This is a genomic window from Halomonas flagellata (assembly GCF_022487945.1).
In the GTDB taxonomy this organism is placed as follows: Bacteria; Pseudomonadota; Gammaproteobacteria; order Pseudomonadales; family Halomonadaceae; genus Halomonas; species Halomonas flagellata.
In genome coordinates, this window is sequence record NZ_JAKVPY010000071.1 from 1 (window position 1) to 1,286 (window position 1,286).

General features: G+C 57.4%; 1 protein-coding gene and 1 pseudogene. Both read left to right on the plus strand.

The genetic code is table 11. The features are described 5' to 3' along the window. Positions 1 to 333 precede the first annotated feature (333 nt). Entirely contained in the window at positions 334 to 921 is a 588-nt protein-coding gene (locus MKP05_RS21125) for an NAD(P)H-dependent oxidoreductase (protein WP_240570118.1), read from the plus strand. A 97-nt stretch (positions 922 to 1,018) separates the two neighbouring features. Further along, positions 1,019 to 1,159, plus strand: a pseudogene (locus MKP05_RS22180) (IS1380 family transposase); the annotation flags it as partial. Between the last annotated feature and the right edge of the window lie 127 nt (positions 1,160 to 1,286).

The following is a 1,286-nucleotide window of genomic DNA, read 5'->3' on the forward strand; positions in this document are numbered from 1 at the left end:
ATGCTGCACTTTCCAGGCCTGGCGGAAGTCGGGAACGATCGATAAATGGTGCATAAGGGACGGTGTCAGCATGAGTCATCCATGAGCAAAAGCCGTTAGATGACCACATTAGCTCCTACTGGTAAAGCGCTACGAAGCCCGTCATAGCGCGGTTTTTCATGCGTTTTCCCTAGAACGGCACCACAATCCCCGGCAGGAATTGAAGCAGCTGCGTATGCACCTGATACAGTCCAGCAGGAGCGGTACTTGATATCGATCAAGCCTGACCTTCTCTTCTGCGGCTAAGCTGAACACCACTCCTTCCCACTCAGCTTGCCGTGAGAACACATCGCCATGAGCCAGCGAATCCTGATCCTGCAGGGCCACCCCGACGCCAGCGAGGCACACCTCTGCCATGCCCTGGCCGATCACTACCGCGAGGGTGCCAATGCCCAAGGCCATGAGGTGCGCTTTATCGACCTCGCCTCCCTTGAGTTCCCGCTGCTGCGCAGCCAGAAGGAGTGGCAAGCGGCCCCACTACCCGCCTCACTGACGGCAGCACAGGAGTCCATCGGCTGGTGCCAACACCTCGCACTGTTCTTTCCGCTGTGGCTTGGCGATATGCCGGCCTTGGTCAAGGCCTTTCTGGAGCAGGTGCTGCGACCCGGCTTTGCCTTCGAGTATGTGGAAGGCAACCCACTAGGCAGAAAGGGACTGAAAGGGCGCTCGGCACGGGTAGTGGTTACCATGGGCATGCCAGCGGCGATCTACCGTCATCTCTATCGGGCTCACAGCGTCAAATCGCTGGAACGCAATATCCTCGGCTTCGTCGGCCTCTCTCCGGTGCGTGAGACACTAGTCGGCAGCGTAGAAGCAATAAGCGAGCAAAAACGCAACGAATGGCTTCGCAAGCTGCATGACCTCGGAGCCAAAGCCAAATGAGACTGGCAATTTAGATCCCCTTCCCAATGCCTGTAGCAACAGCGACTATCCGATACTGCTTCCAACAAACCAATAATTAGAAATTTATGAAAGACATACCGTCTCGATCCGCGATGGCCAGACCGAGGTCAAGGTCAAGCGCGTGATGCGTCTGGTGGAGTGCACCGCCGAGCCCGATGGCCAACTCCTGCTGGCTCCGGACTATGAGTTGGAAGGCTGGTGGACCAGCCTGGATGAGCTGTAGCGCGTCAATCTGGATGAGAAGCCAGCGACAATCTGGATGAGAACCGGGGTGTCGCGGCCCCTTCTCTTTCACCCTTCCTTGCCTGGTGCACAAGGGGTGTCATTCGAGTCCGTGTCGCTGG

Coding starts and splice junctions, on each gene's coding strand:
- MKP05_RS21125 (WP_240570118.1), top strand. CDS start 334: ATGAGCCAGCGAATCCTGATCCTGCAGGGCCACCCCGACGCCAGCGAG.